Annotated in this window: 11 protein-coding genes and 1 pseudogene; 9 read left to right on the forward strand and 3 right to left on the reverse strand. The window is 64.4% G+C overall.

Features of this window, described 5'->3' with window-relative positions; translation table 11 throughout:
• Window positions 1–433: 433 nt before the first annotated feature.
• The 3 genes from NKI31_RS31320 to NKI31_RS31330 form a co-directional block, all read right to left on the reverse strand.
• Complete coding sequence (locus NKI31_RS31320) at window positions 434–1,651, reverse strand: MFS transporter (RefSeq protein ID WP_031239376.1); 1,218 nt, start codon at window positions 1,649–1,651, stop codon at window positions 434–436.
• A 57-nt stretch (window positions 1,652–1,708) separates the two neighbouring features.
• The gene (gene rpoN, locus NKI31_RS31325; protein ID WP_352522088.1) at window positions 1,709–3,145 is read right to left on the reverse strand and encodes an RNA polymerase factor sigma-54; all 1,437 of its coding nucleotides are present in this window, start codon (window positions 3,143–3,145) and stop codon (window positions 1,709–1,711) included.
• Window positions 3,146–3,214: 69 nt separating this feature from the next.
• Window positions 3,215–3,748 (reverse strand): peroxiredoxin, encoded by a 534-nt coding sequence (locus NKI31_RS31330; RefSeq protein WP_023698264.1) that lies wholly within the window; start codon window positions 3,746–3,748, stop codon window positions 3,215–3,217.
• Between the two features lie 1,647 nt (window positions 3,749–5,395).
• Between NKI31_RS31330 and NKI31_RS31335 the strand changes: the two genes are divergently transcribed.
• The 9 genes and pseudogenes from NKI31_RS31335 to fni all read left to right on the forward strand — a co-directional run bounded on the left by NKI31_RS31335 (window position 5,396) and on the right by fni (window position 15,325).
• Complete coding sequence (locus NKI31_RS31335) at window positions 5,396–6,598, forward strand: cytochrome P450 (RefSeq protein ID WP_023731269.1); 1,203 nt, start codon at window positions 5,396–5,398, stop codon at window positions 6,596–6,598.
• Between the two features lie 91 nt (window positions 6,599–6,689).
• Window positions 6,690–7,979, forward strand: a complete 1,290-nt coding sequence (locus NKI31_RS31340) for a cytochrome P450 (protein WP_352653407.1) — start codon at window positions 6,690–6,692, stop codon at window positions 7,977–7,979.
• Window position 7,980: 1 nt separating this feature from the next.
• Window positions 7,981–8,106: pseudogene (locus NKI31_RS31345) on the forward strand (ferredoxin); the annotation flags it as partial.
• 168 nt (window positions 8,107–8,274) lie between these two features.
• Window positions 8,275–9,117 carry a glucose 1-dehydrogenase gene (locus tag NKI31_RS31350; protein WP_031239373.1) on the forward strand — a complete coding sequence of 281 codons (843 nt, stop codon included), beginning with the start codon at window positions 8,275–8,277 and terminating at the stop codon, window positions 9,115–9,117.
• The gene (locus NKI31_RS31355; protein WP_023731266.1) at window positions 9,117–10,460 is read left to right on the forward strand and encodes a cytochrome P450; all 1,344 of its coding nucleotides are present in this window, start codon (window positions 9,117–9,119) and stop codon (window positions 10,458–10,460) included. The genes NKI31_RS31350 and NKI31_RS31355 overlap by 1 nt, the downstream gene beginning before the upstream one ends.
• 147 nt (window positions 10,461–10,607) lie before the next feature.
• Entirely contained in the window at window positions 10,608–11,597 is a 990-nt protein-coding gene (locus tag NKI31_RS31360) for a polyprenyl synthetase family protein (RefSeq protein WP_352653408.1), read from the forward strand.
• A gap of 146 nt (window positions 11,598–11,743) precedes the next feature.
• Entirely contained in the window at window positions 11,744–13,294 is a 1,551-nt protein-coding gene (locus NKI31_RS31365; RefSeq protein ID WP_352653409.1) for a hypothetical protein, read from the forward strand.
• On the forward strand, window positions 13,291–14,193 hold the full coding sequence (locus NKI31_RS31370; RefSeq protein ID WP_352653410.1) for a terpene synthase family protein: 903 nt from the start codon (window positions 13,291–13,293) through the stop codon (window positions 14,191–14,193). The genes NKI31_RS31365 and NKI31_RS31370 overlap by 4 nt, the downstream gene beginning before the upstream one ends.
• A gap of 28 nt (window positions 14,194–14,221) precedes the next feature.
• Window positions 14,222–15,325 (forward strand): type 2 isopentenyl-diphosphate Delta-isomerase, encoded by a 1,104-nt coding sequence (gene fni / locus NKI31_RS31375; RefSeq protein WP_502899216.1) that lies wholly within the window; start codon window positions 14,222–14,224, stop codon window positions 15,323–15,325.
• The last annotated feature ends 474 nt before the right edge of the window (window positions 15,326–15,799 follow it).

Here is a 15,799-nt window from a genome sequence, read left to right on the forward strand (position 1 = left end):
GATGGAGGCCAACCGATACATCAACATGGACGACCTGCGCGAGCACAAGAAGCTCGCTCTGCGCCAAGCCGCATGACCAGCATCATGGCCGCCCCTTTTTGCAGAACTTGACGCACACAACCGGGGATATCGCAGTCCTCCAAACGATGCTCAAGTCGGTAGTAATGGTCCCTCATGCTTCGCAATCGTGCAATCAGTCCTTACTCGCCGGCGCGCAGAGCTGTGACGAAGTCGTTTTCTTCCGCGCGAGCCTCTAAGGTCGCTGTACGTGGCCTTTAACGGTGCGGCAGATGCCGGTGTCCGTCGCCATGCTCGGAGGTGAAGCCGGCGAAGCGCTTCCGCGGGTCCATGCAAGCGGAGGATCGCGCCGCGCCGTGCATGCGATTGGACCTCTCGTCCCGCTGCGCTGCTGAGATCTCTCCTGTCAGGCGGTCTAGGTTCCGCGCTTCGGGCCGAGCAGGAAAACTATGAGGGCAGCGACGAACGTGGCAACAGCACTGTAGGCAATGGCGCTGGCGATCCCCGCATTCTCCACCAATAGCCCGCCGAAAATCGCGCCGGCTGCGATTGCCACTTGGAATGCTACGACCATCAGCACACCGGCGCTTTCGGCCTGCTCGGGAACGGCCCGCCGCACCATCCACGTCTGTAATCCCACCGGCACCGCGCCGAAGGCAAAGCCCCACGCGCCAACCGCAATCCCCGAGGCGAAGGCCGATGCTCCCGCCGTCAGTAGCGAAACAGCCGCTATCCCTATGAGCAGCGGTGCAAGGGCCGCGACTGCCTTGAGACTGTACTCGGCCAGAAGCCCGCCGGCCAAATTGCCGAAGAATCCGCCGATGCCAAAAGCAAGCAACACAAGCGAGATCGTCTCAACGTCAAGCGCGGGAATCTTTTCGAGGAAGGCGCGGATATAGGTGATTCCGGCGAAGTGGCCGGAAGCGACCAGCAGGATGACAAAAAGCGCAACCTTGACCATCGGAATCTTTGCCACATCCAGCAGGCTGCGGACGCTAGTCACTCCAATCGGAGGCAGTCTCGGAATGGTCATGAGCTGCACGAGCAGTGTAGCGACGCCGCCGGCTGCGGCGAGCATGAAGGCGCTTCGCCATCCCCAGATATCGCCGACATAAGCGCCGATTGGAGCTGCGCAGACGGTAGCTACGGAAACGCCGGTGAGGATGATCGACATAGCGCGAGGCAGGAGGTGGCTTGGAACGAGCCGCATCGCCAGTGCTGCCGACATCGACCAGAATCCTCCGAGCGCTATGCCGAGCACGACGCGTGCAGTCAGGAGAACCGCCAGCGACCACGCGCCGGCCGCCAGAACGTCCGACAGGATCAGCAGCAGCGTCATGGTCCACATGACGGTCCTGCGGTCCAGGCGCTTTGTGATGATGGCCACCGTCGGCGCCGAGATCGCCCCGACGATAGCTGTCGCCGTCATCGCCTGTCCAGCCGCTCCCTCGCTGATACCGAGATCATGCGCGAGGGGCGTGAGCAGGCTGACAGGCAGAAACTCTGCCGTGACCAGCCCGAAGGTGCCCAAGGAAAGCGAAATGATGGCACCCCATGCTGGACCAGACGGTGGGACGGGTTTTTCTGGGTCGTGCAGAACAGCGTTCATGACGCCTGCTGCGGATCGGGCCATGAACGAAGTCTCCACTTTGATGCAATGCAACGTGATGTTGGCTGCTTTGACCCAAATCTAAAAACACAAGCGCATTTCCCGGCGGCGTTGCACGGAGGAGGGGATGTTCATTGCTTCGCGATACTTTGTGACGGTGCGGCGCGCAACATCAATGCCGGTTTCCTTCAGCCGGACAGCGATGTCCTCGTCGGAAAGCACGTCGCCGGGAGATTCTGCGGCAATGATCGCTTTGATCCGATGCCGGACAGCTTCGGCGGAGTGGGCATCGCCGCCTTGGCAGGACGCGATCGCTACGGTGAAAAAATACTTCAGTTCAAAGACGCCGCGCGGGGTAAGCATGTACTTGTTCGAGGTCACCCGGCTTACCGTCGACTCGTGCACGCCGATCGCGTCAGCGACGGTTCTGAGATTGAGAGGCCGCAGGTGGGCGACGCCATGTTCCAAAAAGGCATCCTGCTGACGCACGATTTCAGCCGCAACCTTAACAATCGTCTTGGCGCGCTGATCGAGGCTGCGGATTAGCCAGTTCGCGTTTTGCAAGCATTCGTCGAGAAATGCTTTATCTTTCGAATTTTGGGCAGTTTGACGCGTGACTTCGGCATAGTAGGTTTGGTTGATCAGCAGCTTCGGCAGCGTGGCGGGATCAAGTTCGATCTGCCACCCGCCTTGCGGCGAGGGCGTGACCCAGACGTCGGGTATGATTGATTCAGACGCACCGGATTCGAATCTGTTCCCAGGCTTTGGATCGAGCGCACGAACCTCATGCATCATGTCGAGAAGGTCTTCTTCATCGACGCCGCAATGCTGCTTCAGCGCCTCAAAATCGCGTCGCGCAAGCATTTCAAGATGGGCAACCAAAGCTGCCATTGCCGGGTCGAGCCGGTTTCGCTGGCGCAACTGAATCTCGAGGCATTCTCTGAGACTTCGCGCAAAAACTCCCGGTGGATCAAATTGCTGCAAGGTTCCGAGAACCCGTTCCACAACAGCCTCATGGACATTTAGGCTCTCGGCCAGCTCCAAAAGGTTTGCCCGAAGATAGCCAGTGTCTTCCAGATCGGCGGCAAGCTGGCCAGCGATCAGCCGCTCCTGTGGTGTGAACGCAGTGAGGGCGATCTGACGAGCGACATGGTCGTGCAATGTTTCGGCGAGGGTGGCAAACTCGTCGAGGGAAGGGGCATTGCCCGGCGGGTTGTTGGTCGTGTTGCGAAGTGATTTCCATTGCCCGAGCCGTTCAGGCGACCCTGCCCCGGTCAGCCCTTCAACGGCGTTTGCACCAGGGCCGAGGGGCTGATCCGCTCCCGAAATCGAAGCATCGTCAAAAGGCCCGCCATCGTTTGACGCAGATTCCAAGAGCGGGTTCTTCTCGATTTCCCGCTCCACGAACTGATGCAGTTCGGTATGCGCCAGTTGCAGCAAGCGAATCGACTCAATGAGTTGAGGCGATGCGACGATGGATTGCTTCTGGCGCTGAAACAGGCTTGCTGAAGATTGCATGGTGAGTGCGATAATCCTGTCGAGGAGCCTCTTGGGGCCTGCAATGGCGCCAGTGAGACGTTTTCTAGGTCATGCGGCGGCTTTCAGCGTTTCGAGAACGTTTTGCGGGGATGAGACGCCATACGGGTCGGCCTCGCAGTTGTCGGAGAAACCTTCCTCCTCGAACCAGTGCTCCACCACGCCATTGTTGATCAGGGCGGCGTAACGCCATGAGCGCATCCCGAATCCGAGATTGTCCTTGGCAACCAGCATGCCCATCTTGCGTGTGAACTCGCCTGAGCCATCGGGGATGAGCTCGACCTGCTTCAGGCCCAAGGACTTCCCCCACGCATTCATGACGAAGGCGTCGTTGACTGAGAGGCAGTAAATCGCGTCAATTCCCTCCTTCTCAAACTCATCATAGAGCTCTTCGAACTTGGGCAATTGGTAGGTCGAGCAGGTCGGCGTGAAGGCGCCAGGCAGCGAGAACAGGATGACGCGCTTGCCGGCAAAGTAGTCGTCAGATGTCTTTTCTTCCCAGCGATATGGATTTGGCCCCTCGACCGACTTATCGTGAACACGCGTGAGAAAGGTGACGAAGGGAACTTTCTTTTGAACTGTCATTAAGTTGCTCCTAAAGAAGACTGCGCTGAATTCTGGCAGAGGCTGGCGCAATACCGGGCAAAGGCTCGTATGCCCGGCACGGAATGAGGGCCTCGCGGCTCGCAACCTCCTTTTTCCCTCCCGACAATGGGAACGTCTTGGCGGTGTCTTGGCCACCCGAACGCAATTGATCTGTGCGATCTGGACACCGTCGAGCCGGTTGCTTTCCACGGCTATGGCGCCGGAAGCGGGATCGGTCACTAGCGATCTTGCGTTTCGAAAAAGGATAGCGGCCGGAAGGAGCCAATATCGCAAGCATATGGGGGCCTGAAATGTCTTCATGCAACACACCCGCGTCACAGGACTCCGAGTCACTGGACTGGTTCAGCGTGTTGTGGATATGTGGCAGTGACCCGCCGGCCTTGGCTTGGGTGACCCTTTGACAAGGCTTTTCGGCACTCACATGCTGAACAGAACCGGCAAACCGCATTTGCGAGCGCTGCCCGTGTTGGCGTGCCGGCATCGGACCAGCCATGCGCAAAGCGGCCATCCAGAACGGACTTCCGGAGGAGACGATGCCCCGATGTTCAGCTGCAAGGGGCACCGTCTCCTCAGGCCACGGTCTGGAGCTTCGCGTGTCGGGCATGGTGCAAGTCGCTTTCATCGTGATTTGATGGTGCTCTAACCAGGAGCAGCAAGCGGCGTGCCATTTGGAATAGAGGGGCTGTTGGACCGCCCCTCCTTCTCGGAGGCCGTGTCTTAGAAGATCGGGCGCGCGCTATAACCGCCTCGTCACACAGGCAACAACGATGCTGTATGGTGCGGATATTCGGCGCTTCAGCCCCGGCTGGGCAAAGACGAACCGGAAGCCGAGCCGATGCATTACCTGAGCCTGGAGGGCACTCCAGTCATCGCGTAACGTGTGGCGCTAGCGTTCATTGGTGCGCAGGCACGGCTATCGCGAACATGCGCCTGTCGCAGCGACCATGAGCGGGGGCTCTTGGGCAAGCGCCTTGGCCCCGTGAGGATCGAATTCCCCAATCGTGTCTGTTCGCCGCCTCTTATGTTCGAAACTGGACCAGAATGTCGCAAGCCCGACCTAAAGGTCGCCGAGGCGTTCTGTCCGACACTGTTCCGTCGCCTTTGTTGGCCCGCGACACCGGCCTATTTCGCCTAGCTCTTCTCTGGCCTCAGGCTAAGCCCCTAAAAGCATCACAGATTTTTTCTTCGGTTGGCCAAATTGGCACGAGTTTTGAAGCCGCTTCGTTGCGGGCCGGGAGCCGCCGACCGACTTTCATTTCGTGGATGGCACGAATGGAACGAAGAAAGAAAAAGCAAAATGTCAAATCCGCGTCGGATAGCGTCTATGGGCATGGGGTCCTCGGCGAAACCGCCCTTACCCAATAGCTCGCCGCTCTTGTCGACCCTTGCGCAGGAAATCTTGGCTGGCGGCGGCTCAAAGGCCCACCACACCGACCTTATCCTGACCTCGAAGGTGCAGGATAACGTTCTGCATATCGCCGCGCGATGTGCCTAGACAGTTACGCGCCAGCCGTTCTTGATAATCGGTCTGCCTTCGGACGACGTCATCTATATGCCGTCTTAGGTCTTCGCTGCCGCAGCGCCCGCCGGTCACCTTCCGCCCTCGCTATAGAGTGAAGTGCCACCATGTCCGAACAACCCTTGCCGACGCTGCCGATGTGGCGCGTCGATCACATTGAGCCATCCCCCGAGATGTTGGCGCTACGCGCCAACGGTCCGATCCACCGCGTGCGCTTCCCGTCCGGGCACGAAGGCTGGTGGGTGACAGGCTATGACGAGGCCAAGGCGGTGTTGACCGACGCGGCGTTCCGGCCCGCGGGAATGCCGCCGGCGGCATTCACCCCGGATTCGGTGATTCTCGGTTCGCCAGGATGGCTGGTCTCGCACGAGGGGGGCGAGCATACGCGGTTACGCACGATCGTGGCGCCGTCCTTCAGCAACGGCAGGGTGAAGCAGCTCGCTCAGCAAGTGGAGGCGATCGTCGCGCAGTTGTTCGAGACGCTGGCGGCCCAGCCCCAGCCCGCCGATCTGCGGCGCCACCTCTCCTTTCCGCTTCCTGCCATGGTCATTGGCGCGCTGATGGGCGTGCTCTACGAGGATCACGCCTTTTTCGCCGGGCTGTCCGACGAGGTGATGACGCACCAGCATGAAAGCGGCCCGCGAAGCGCGTCGCGCTTGGCCTGGGAAGAACTCGGCACCTACATTCGCGGCAAGATGCGGGACAAGCGCCAGGATCCGGGCGACAACGTGCTGACGGATCTGCTCGCGGCGGTCGACCAGGGCAAGGCGACCGAGGAAGAGGCGATCGGCCTGGCGGCGGGCATGCTGGTGGCGGGGCACGAGAGCACCGTGGCACAGATCGAATTCGGCCTGCTGGCCATGTTCCGCCATCCGCAACAGCGCGCACGCCTGGTGGGCGATCCATCCCTAGTGGACAAGGCGGTGGAGGAAATCCTGCGCATGTACCCGCCGGGCGCGGGCTGGGACGGCATCATGCGCTATCCCAGGACCGACGTGACCATCGCGGGCGTGCATGTTTCCGCGGAGAGCAAGGTGCTGGTCGGCTTGCCGGCGACGTCCTTCGATCCGCGCCATTTCGACGACCCGGAAATCTTCGATGTCGGACGTGACGAAAACCCGCACCTGGCGTTCTCCTACGGGCCGCACAGCTGCATCGGCTTGGCGCTGGCCAGGCTGGAACTCAAAGCGGTGTTCGGTTCGATCTTCCAGCGCTTTCCCGCGCTGCGCCTGGCGGTGGCGCCCGAAGAACTGGAGTTGCGCAAGGAGATCATCACTGGCGGGTTCGTGGAGTTCCCGGTGCTCTGGTGATGCGCGGACGCCACGAGGAATCGCGATGTCCTCGAATTGCCCGCGCGACTGCCGCGCGCCGATCAGATCAGCCAACCAACAGGTGACCAAGATGGACGTGCAAGAAACCACGGCAGCATGCCGGGACGCCTTCGCCGAACTGGCGTCGCCAGCGTGCATTCAGGACCCGTACCCATTCATGCGGTGGTTGCGCGAGCACGATCCGGTACATCGCGCGGCGTCGGGCCTCTTTCTGTTGAGCCGCCACGCCGACATCTACTGGGCGCTCAAGGCCACGGGCGATGCTTTTCGGGGGCCGGCACCAGGCGAACTGGCGCGCTATTTCCCGCGTGCGGCGACCAGCCTGTCGCTAAGTCTGCTGGCGTCCACTTTGGCGATGAAGGAACCTCCAACGCATACGCGTCTGCGCCGGCTGATCTCGCGCGATTTCACCATCGGCCAGATCGACAAGCTGAGGCCGACCATCGCTCGCATTGTCGCAGCGCGCCTGGACGGCATGGCGCCCGCACTGGAGCGCGGGGAGGCAGTGGACCTGCATCAGGAATTCGCGCTGGCCTTGCCCATGCTGGTTTTCGGCGAACTGTTCGGCATGCCCCCGGGCGACATTCTCGCGCTCGTCACCGGCATCAGCGCCATTCTGGAAGGCCTGAGCCCGCACGCCAGCGATCCGCAGCTCGCCGCGGGGGACGAGGCCAGCGCCAGGGTGCAGGCCTACTTCGGCGACCTCATACAGCGCAAGCGCTCCGATTCCAGCCACGACATCGTGTCAATGCTGGTCGGCGCACACGACGGCAATGCCGAGATGCTGTCGGATACGGAATTGATCAGCATGCTCTGGGGCATGTTGCTGGGCGGCTTCGCCACCACTGCCGCGGCCATCGGCCATGCTGTCCTGGCGATGCTGGCGTATCCCGAACAGCGGCACTGGCTGAAAGGTGATGCCATGGGAGTAAAGGCATTCGTCGAAGAAGCCCTGCGCTACGACGCGCCCGCCATGTTCAGCTCCATTCCGCGTATCGCCCAGCGCGACATCGAACTGGGCGGCGTGGTGATCCCGAAGAACGCGGACGTGCGCGTTCTGATCGCGGCCGGCAATCGCGACCCGGACGCCTTCGCCGATCCGGACCGCTTCGATCCCGTGCGGTTCTACGGCACTAGTTCTGGCATTTCGATCGACGGGAAGATCATGCTGGCCTTCGGCCACGGCATCCACTTCTGCCTTGGCGCGCAACTGGCCCGGGTGCAGTTGGCCGAGAGCCTGCCGCGGATCCAGGCGCGCTTCCCCACGCTGGCATTGGCCGAGCAGCCGACCCGGGAGCCCTCCGCGTTCCTTAGGACGTTCCGCGCGCTGCCGGTGCGGCTGCATCGGCAGGAGGGCTGAGATGCGGGTCGTGGTCGATCAGGATCTGTGCGGAACTACCGGGCAGTGCGTGCTGACGCTGCCGGGCGCCTTACGCCAGCGCGAACCGGACGGGGTGGCCGAAGTGTGCGTGGCGACGGTCCCGCAGGCGCTGCACGCCGCCGTGCGGCTTGCGGCCAACCAGTGCCCGGTCGCCGCCATTCGGGTCATCGAAAGCGACGCTAGCCATGACGAGAGCGCCAGTGCCGACCCTGCGCCTTCTCCGGCGCAGGCCGAGCGGCATGCTGCGAAAGACCAATGCAATTCAGGAGACACGATGGCAAGGTTTGAAGGCAAGGTGGCCGTGGTGACCGGCGCCGGCGCCGGCATCGGCAAGGCATGCGCTCTCGCCATCGCGCGCGGGGGCGGCAGAGTGGTGGTGGCCGACATTGATGGCTCGGCGGCCATCGCCTGCACCGCGCAGATCGCGGCCGAAGCAGGCCACGCGCTGCCCATAGCCATGGATATCGCCGATGAGCAGGCGGTGGCAGCGCTGTTCGAGACGGCGGAGCGGCACTTCGGTGGGGTCGACCTGCTGGTTAACAATGCGAGCGCCATGCATCTGACCCCGCGCGACTGCGCGATCCTCGACCTGGACCTGGCAGTCTGGGACCAGACCATGGCGACCAATCTGCGCGGCACGCTGCTCTGCTGCCGGCAGGCCATCCCACGGATGATCGCCCGCGGCGGTGGCGCGATCGTCAACATGTCGTCGTGCCAAGGGCTCAGCGGTGACACGGCGCAGACGTCCTATGGCGCGTCGAAGGCGGCGATGAACATGCTCTCGGCTTCGCTCGCCACCCAGTACGGTCATGCGCAGATTCGCTGCAACGCGGTTGCGCCGGGTCTTATCATGACCGAGCGTCTCCTCGCCAAGCTGGACGAGTGCATGCAACGGCATCTGCGCCGGCACCAGCTCCTGCAGCGCGTCGGCCGCCCCGAGGACGTGGCCGCGCTCGTGGCGTTCCTGCTCTCCGCCGATGCTGCGTTCATCACCGGCCAGGTCGTGTGCATCGATGGCGGCATGCTGGCGCATGTGCCGACATACGCGGACGGTGGCAACAGCTGCGCCGCGCGCCCTGCCGACGACACCGAATCGGCGACGGCGGCGCGCTGCTGATGGACATACTGCTCAACCCACTCAACCGTCGGCACCGGCTGCGATCCGACATCCCGGTCATGCCCGGCGCTTTCCCGCTGGTCGGGCATCTTCCCGCCATTGTCTGCGACCTGCCGCGCCTGCTGCAACGCGCAGAACGGACGCTGGGCAGCCACTTCTGGCTGGATTTCGGCCCTGCCGGACATCTGATGACCTGTGTGGATCCGGACGCATTCTCTCTGCTCAAGCACAAGGACGTGTCCTCGGCGCTGATCGAAGAGATCGCGCCCGAATTGCTTGGCGGAACGTTGGTTGCCCTGGACGGCGGCGCGCACCGGCAGGCGCGCGATGCCATCAAGGCAGCGTTCTTGCCCAAGGGGCTGACCCAGGCCGGGATCGGCGACCTGTTCGCGCCGGTCATCCAGGCGCGGGTGCAGGCGTGGCGCGCCCGCGGCGAGGTAACTATCCTGCGCGAGACCGGCGACCTGATGCTGAAGCTCATCTTCAGCCTCATGGGAATCCCCGCGCAGGATCTGCCGGGATGGCATCGCAAGTACCGGCAATTGCTGCAGTTGATCGTCGCGCCACCAGTCGACCTGCCCGGACTGCCCTTGCGGCGCGGCCGTGCCGCTCGCGACTGGATCGACGCGCAGTTGCGCCAGTTCGTCCGCGATGCGCGCGCGCATGCCGCGCGCACCGGGCTGATCAACGACATGGTGAGCGCCTTCGACCGCAGCGACGGTCCGCTCTCCGATGACGTCCTGATCGCCAATATTCGCTTGCTGCTGCTTGCCGGTCACGACACCACTGCCTCGACGATGGCCTGGATTGTGATCGAGCTGGCGCGGCAGCCTGTGCTGTGGGACGCCCTGGTAGAGGAGGCGCAACGCGTGGGCGCGGTGCCGACCCGGCACGCGGACCTGGCGCAGTGTCCGGTCGCCGAGGCGCTGTTCCGCGAGACACTGCGCCTGCATCCGGCGACCACGCTCCTGCCGCGTCGCGCGCTGCAGGAATTGCAACTCGGCCAACGGCGCATTCCCGCGGGCACCCACCTATGCATCCCGCTGCTGCATTTCTCGACCTCGGCGCTGCTGCACGAGGCGCCTGATCAGTTCCGCCTGGCGCGGTGGCTGCTACGCACAGAACCGATCCGGCCCGTGGACATGCTGCAGTTCGGTACCGGCCCACACGTCTGCATCGGCTACCACCTGGTATGGCTGGAAATGGTGCAGTTCTGCATCGCCTTGGCGCTGACCATGCACAAGGACCGGGTGCGGCCGCAGTTGCTGAGCGACGTCGAAAAAGGCCGGCGCTATTACCCGACCGCACATCCGTCCATGGCAATCCGCATAGGCTTCTCATGAGCTGGCATCGCATGCCTTGTGTGGCAAGGCAGCGGCGCTGGCGGGGCGCGGCATTGCTGCACTCAGCGCACGCACTCGTGTGACGCCGGCAACACCGTGACGACTTGCGCTCGCCGTGGCCGTCTCAGCTACAAGGACATCAACAACATGCAGACCGGTTCCACTCCACGCGACCGAACTGGCGTTTCCGCATTCGGCGGATTGGGCGCGCAGGCGCGCGGCGCATCTGGCGGGCTGCTCCCGGAGATCTGGATGCAGGACGGCGCAAAGCGGGTCGAACAGGCGCTGGCGCGTCTGCTCTGCGCCGAAGACGACGGTAAGACAGAGCTGATGGCAGCCATGCGCTACGCCACCTTGCATGGCGGGAAGCGCACCAGAGCCTTGCTCTGTCTGGCTGCCGGCGCACTGGCGGGCACGCCGGCGCACATGCTCGACGACGTCGGTGCCGCCATCGAGATGATGCACGCCTGTACCCTGGTCCACGACGACCTGCCCGCGATGGACGACGACGTGCTTCGCCGCGGCCTTCCGACCGTGCACGTAAAGTTCGGCGAAGCCACTGCGATCCTGGTCGGCGATGCGCTGCAGGCCCACGCCTTCCTGACGCTGGCGAGCCTGGATGCGCCGGGCGACAATCGTATTGCGCTCGTGCGCGAACTGGCGCAGGCGGTGTCCGCCGAGGGTGCCGCAGGCGGGCAGGCCATGGATCTGTCGCTGGTCGGAAAGCACGCCGGGCTGGACAAGATCCTGGCGATGCACCGGATGAAAACCGGAGCGCTAGTGCGCGCGTCGGTTCGCATGGGCGCGCTATACTCCATCGCGGAGGATGCCGCGCACGCTGCACTGTACTGTGCGCTCGATCGCTACACCGCCTGTTATGGCCTGGCGTTGCAGGTGGCCGACGACATTCTCGACGCGACGGCGGATACCGCGACTCTTGGCAAGACCCCCGGCAAGGACGCGGCCGCGCAGAAGCCGACCTGCGCGTCGATCATGGGGCTGCAGGCAGCGCGCCAGTTCGCGCTGTACTTGTTGCACGAGGCCGGGGAGGCCATCGCCCCTCTGGGGCCGCGTGCGGAAGGGTTGGCGCAGATGCTGCAGCGGGCCAACGTCTATCTGTCCGCGCCACACGCATGAGCGCGCCCATCCGTAAGGACTCGCCCCTGTGCTGGTGCGATCGGCCGGCGGGCGCTGCATGCTGCACAGTGTCCGTGTCGGCGGCGACGTGCGCGGCGTCTGCACGTTTCTGTTCTCGTTAGCCCTCTGCAGAAGGAACATACCGCGTGAACGCGCTGTCCGAACAGATCCTTTCCGAATTGCGTCATCTGCTGAGCGAGATGAGCGACGGCGGTAGCGTCGGTCCGTCCGTATACGACACGGCGCGAGCTCTGCAATTCGACGGCAACGTCACCGGTCGGCACGACGCATACGCGTGGCTCATCGCGCAGCAACAGGCCGATGGCGGATGGGGAAGTGCGGACTTCCCCCTGTTTCGCCATGCGCCTACCTGGGCGGCGTTGCTGGCATTGCAGCGTGCCGATCCTCTTCCCGGCGCTGCCGACGCAGCCCAGGCTGCAATCCGGTTCCTCGAGCGCCAGCCCGATCCCTACGCGCATGCGGTGCCGGAAGACGCGCCCATCGGCGCGGAGCTGATCCTGCCGCAGTTGTGCGACGAGGCCGCATCCTTGCTGGGCGGCTTGGCGTTTTCGCGCCACCCGGCGCTGTTGCCGTTGCGGCAAGCACGCCTGGTCAAGTTGGGGGCTGTGGCGACGTTGCCGAGCGGCCATCCGTTGCTGCACTCCTGGGAAGCCTGGGGGACGTCGCCGGCCACCGCATGCCCGGACGACGACGGCAGCATCGGCATCAGTCCAGCGGCCACCGCCGCGTGGCGTGCGCACGCCGTGACACAGGGAAGAACGGCGCAAGTCTGGCGCACCGACGGGTATCTGCAGGCGGCATCGCGGGCGACGCGCACCGGCATCGAAGGTGTCGTTCCCAACGTCTGGCCAATTAATGTGTTCGAGCCATGCTGGTCGCTGTACACCCTGCATCTGGCCGGTCTGTTCGCGCATCCCGCGCTCGCCGAGGCGGTGCAAGTGATCATCGCGCAACTCGACGCCCGTCTCGGAGTCCGCGGTCTGGGTCCTGCCTTGCACTTCGCGGCCGATGCGGACGACACCGCCGTTGCGTTGTGCGTCCTTCGCCTTGCAGGCCGCGACCCGGCGGCCGACGCGTTGCGCCAGTTCGAAACCGGCGAGCTCTTCGTCACCTTCCCGGGCGAGCGCAATGCCTCGGTGTCGACCAACATCCATGCCCTGCATGCGTTGCGAACGTTGGGAAAGCCCGCCGCCGGCACCAGCTCCTACGTCGAGGCCAGTCGCAACCCGCATGGTCTATGGGACAACGAGAAATGGCACGTTTCCTGGCTGTATCCAACCGCGCATGCGGTCGCTGCGCTCGCGCAAGGCAACCCCCAGTGGCGCGACGAGCGCGCGCTGGCGGGGCTGCTGCGGACGCAGCGCGACGACGGCGGCTGGGGCGCCGGTTGCGCGTCCACACTCGAGGAAACCGCCTATGCGCTGTTCGCGTTGCACGTGATGGACGGGAGCGAAGAGCGGGCAGGGCGCCGGCGCATCGCGCAGGCGGTGGCGCGTGCGCTGAAGTGGATGCTCGCCCGCCACGCGGCGCATGTATTGCCCCAGACGCCGCTGTGGATCGGAAAGGAACTGTATTGCCCCACTCGGGTGGTGCGCGTGGCCGAACTCGCCGGGTTGTGGCTGGCGCTTCGTTTGGGGCGGCGCGTCTCGGCCGAGGGAGCAGGAGGGGGGCCATGATCCCGACCGATCGCGCGCTGCAGCAGGTGCTGGAGTGGGGGCGTTCCCTGACCGGGTTCGCCGACGAGCATGGCGTGGAAGCAGTCCGGGGCGGCCAGTACATCCTGCAGCGCATCCATCCGAGCCTGCGCGACACCAGCGCCCGCACCGGCCGCGATCCGCTGGACGAAACGCTGATCGTTGCCTTCTATCGCGAACTGGCGCTGCTGTTCTGGCTCGACGATTGCAACGACCTTGACCTGATCGCGCCGGAGCAGCTCGCCGCGGTGGAGCAGGCGCTGGGGCGGGGCGTGCGGTGTGTGCTCCCCGGATTCGAGGGCTGTGCTGTGCTGCGCGCTTCGCTCGCCGCGCTCGCCTACGATCGTCGCGACTATGCCCAGCTTCTGGAGGATACCCGGTGCTACTGCGCGGCGCTGCGCGCCGGACACGCGCAGGCGGCAGGGGAGGAGCGCTGGTCCTACGCCGAGTACTTGCAGAACGGCGTGGATTCGATCGCCTACACGAACGTGTTCTGTTGCCTGTCGTTGCTGTGGGGGCTGGACATGGCGACCTTGCGCCCGCGTCCGGCGTTTCGCCAGGCCCTGCGGCTCATATCCGCAATAGGGCGTTTTCAGAACGATCTGCATGGACGCGAAAAGGATAGATCGGCCGGCGAGGCCGACAACGCGGCGATCCTGCTGCTGCAGCGCTATCCGGCCATGCCTGTGGTGGAGTTCCTCAAGGACGAGTTGGCCGGCCACACACGCATGCTGCACCGGGTGATGGCGGAAGAACGTTTTCCCGCGCCGTGGGGACCGTTGATCGAGGCCATGGCGGCCATCCGCGCGCAGTACTACGAGACCTCGACCAGTCGCTACCGCAGCGACGCTGCGGGCGGAGGCGAGCGTGCGCCGGCCTGAACGCGCGGGAGACGGCGGCGTCCGCGCGCTGCCGTCGGTCCGATCCGACGCAACGCCGTCGCCCGATGACGCGGAAGGAGCGAGCATCAGCGACACCAACCTGAGCCGGCGCAAGGACGACCACCTGGACATCGTGCTGGATCGGCGAACGGCACGGGCCAAGGCCGCTGGCTGGGAGTACATTCGTTTCGAACACTGTGCATTGCCCGAGTTGGACCTGACGCAGATCGACCTCAGCGCCTCGCTGCTGGGCAAGACCATGCGCGCGCCTCTGCTGATCAGCTCCATGACCGGCGGCATGCCACGCGCCGAGGCCATTAACCGCCATCTGAGCGAGGCAGCGCAAGCCTTGGGGATCGCCATGTGCGTCGGTTCGCAGCGCGTAAGCCTGCAATCCCGCAACTCCCAGGGGCTAACGCGCGCGCTGCGCCGCCTGGCTCCAGACGTTCCCTTGCTGGCCAATATCGGCGCCGCGCAACTGCGCGAGGCCGACGGCCTGGACCTCGCGCGTTGGGCGGTGGATGCACTGGAGGCCGATGGACTCATCGTCCATCTCAATCCGCTGCAGGAAGCGGTACAGCCGGAGGGCGACCGCGACTGGCGCGGCGTCCTGGCCCAGATCGCTCGCGCCGCGCGCAGCATGGGGGTGCCGATCGTGGCCAAGGAAGTGGGGTCGGGCCTCTCTGCCTCGGTGGCTTGTGCGCTCGTTCAGGCGGGCGTGGCGGTGATCGATGTCGCCGGCGCCGGCGGCACCAGTTGGGCCGCGGTGGAGGGCGAGCGGGCCCCCGATGCCGCCGACCGTACAGTTGCGATGGCGTTCGCCGATTGGGGGATCCCGACCCCGGCCAGCGTGCAGGCGGTACGTCGGGCGCTGCCAGCGGTGAAGCTGATCGCGTCGGGCGGGGTCAGCGACGGCGTCGACGTGGCCAAGGCTATCCGCCTGGGCGCGGACATCGCCGGGCAGGCAGCCGGCGTGCTGCGCGCGGCTACGGTATCCACCGAGGCCGTTGTCGCGCATTTCGAGATCGTCATCCGCCAGTTGGCCGTCGCCTGCTTCTGCACCGGCTCGGCTGATCTGGCGGCGTTGCGCCAGGCCCGCTTATTGCCCTCGGCCCATCTGCCCGCCGGTTGATGCCGGCGTAGCCCGCAGGTGGCGGCGGGCGCATAGCCTTACTGAGTGAGAAAGTCTCGGAAGCGGGGACGCGCTGGTCACGGGCTTGTTCGGGTGCTGCTTCGTGATCGGGGAGGCACCCCGCCATGCCCCGAACGGACAGCCGAGAGTAAAGCGGTATTCGACGGCTATGTCGATGCTTGATCAGGGTGGTCACGCCGATCGAGCCGAGCCCCTGAAAGGGCCGGAACACCAGGTGCGGCGGGAGACCGGCAGGAGCAGATGGTGCAAATCCATTGCAATGAAGGACTATTCCTGCAAGCAACGGAGAAGGTAAGCCAGCCTCAATCCCTTGTGTTTGCTTGGTGTTATGCAAATTAGGCACCGATCCACATTGCCCCGGTAGTGTGCTGAGAGTTCTGCAAATTCGCTGAGAGGGGGCGGTCATGGCAGGCTGGTGATTGTTCACGTCACCTGATTCCCGCGAAGGAACGC

The organism is Mesorhizobium sp. M0659 (genome assembly GCF_040320605.1).
Classification (GTDB): domain Bacteria; phylum Pseudomonadota; class Alphaproteobacteria; order Rhizobiales; family Rhizobiaceae; genus Mesorhizobium.

Bases quoted from the DNA above. Each gene is read 5' to 3' on its own strand.
- rpoN (WP_352522088.1), bottom strand. From the start codon at position 3,145: ATGCAATCTTCAGCAAGCCTGTTTCAGCGCCAGAAGCAATCCATCGTC.
- NKI31_RS31360 (WP_352653408.1), top strand. From the start codon at position 10,608: ATGCAGACCGGTTCCACTCCACGCGACCGAACTGGCGTTTCCGCATTC.
- NKI31_RS31355 (WP_023731266.1), top strand. From the start codon at position 9,117: ATGGACATACTGCTCAACCCACTCAACCGTCGGCACCGGCTGCGATCC.
- NKI31_RS31350 (WP_031239373.1), top strand. From the start codon at position 8,275: ATGGCAAGGTTTGAAGGCAAGGTGGCCGTGGTGACCGGCGCCGGCGCC.
- NKI31_RS31320 (WP_031239376.1), bottom strand. From the start codon at position 1,651: ATGGCCCGATCCGCAGCAGGCGTCATGAACGCTGTTCTGCACGACCCA.
- NKI31_RS31340 (WP_352653407.1), top strand. From the start codon at position 6,690: ATGGACGTGCAAGAAACCACGGCAGCATGCCGGGACGCCTTCGCCGAA.
- NKI31_RS31370 (WP_352653410.1), top strand. From the start codon at position 13,291: ATGATCCCGACCGATCGCGCGCTGCAGCAGGTGCTGGAGTGGGGGCGT.
- NKI31_RS31330 (WP_023698264.1), bottom strand. From the start codon at position 3,748: ATGACAGTTCAAAAGAAAGTTCCCTTCGTCACCTTTCTCACGCGTGTT.
- NKI31_RS31335 (WP_023731269.1), top strand. From the start codon at position 5,396: ATGTCCGAACAACCCTTGCCGACGCTGCCGATGTGGCGCGTCGATCAC.